General features: G+C 29.8%; 1 protein-coding gene. It reads left to right on the top strand.

Annotation, left to right across the window (positions count from 1 at the left end; all coding sequences use genetic code 11):
- Window positions 1-275 (top strand): hypothetical protein (locus IDG60_RS03430; protein ID WP_206160496.1); only part of this gene is annotated, 275 nt, incomplete at both ends.

Below are 275 nucleotides of genomic sequence, written 5' to 3'. Positions count from 1 at the left end.
GATTTAGAAAAGTTAAAATCACATTTAAATAAAAATCAACTCGCTTTTATTCAGGCAGTTGAAAAACATTATAAATTGTATGTCAATATGTTGGAAAATGGAGAAAAACATGCCATTAATCAACAGGAATTGAAAAAGTGGAGTGCAGAAGATGAATATGCAACATTTGTTAAGACAGTACACATTGCATTAATGCATGATTGGTTAAAAGGTAAAATAATTGTTGATTCATTAGGGCTACACTCAAATAACCAAAGGCATACAAATGAAACCGA

The sequence above is a fragment of the Staphylococcus sp. EG-SA-2 genome (assembly GCF_017152085.1).
The sequence above is the reverse complement of the archived record's forward strand: the minus strand, read 5'-3'. Positions and strand labels throughout refer to the sequence as shown.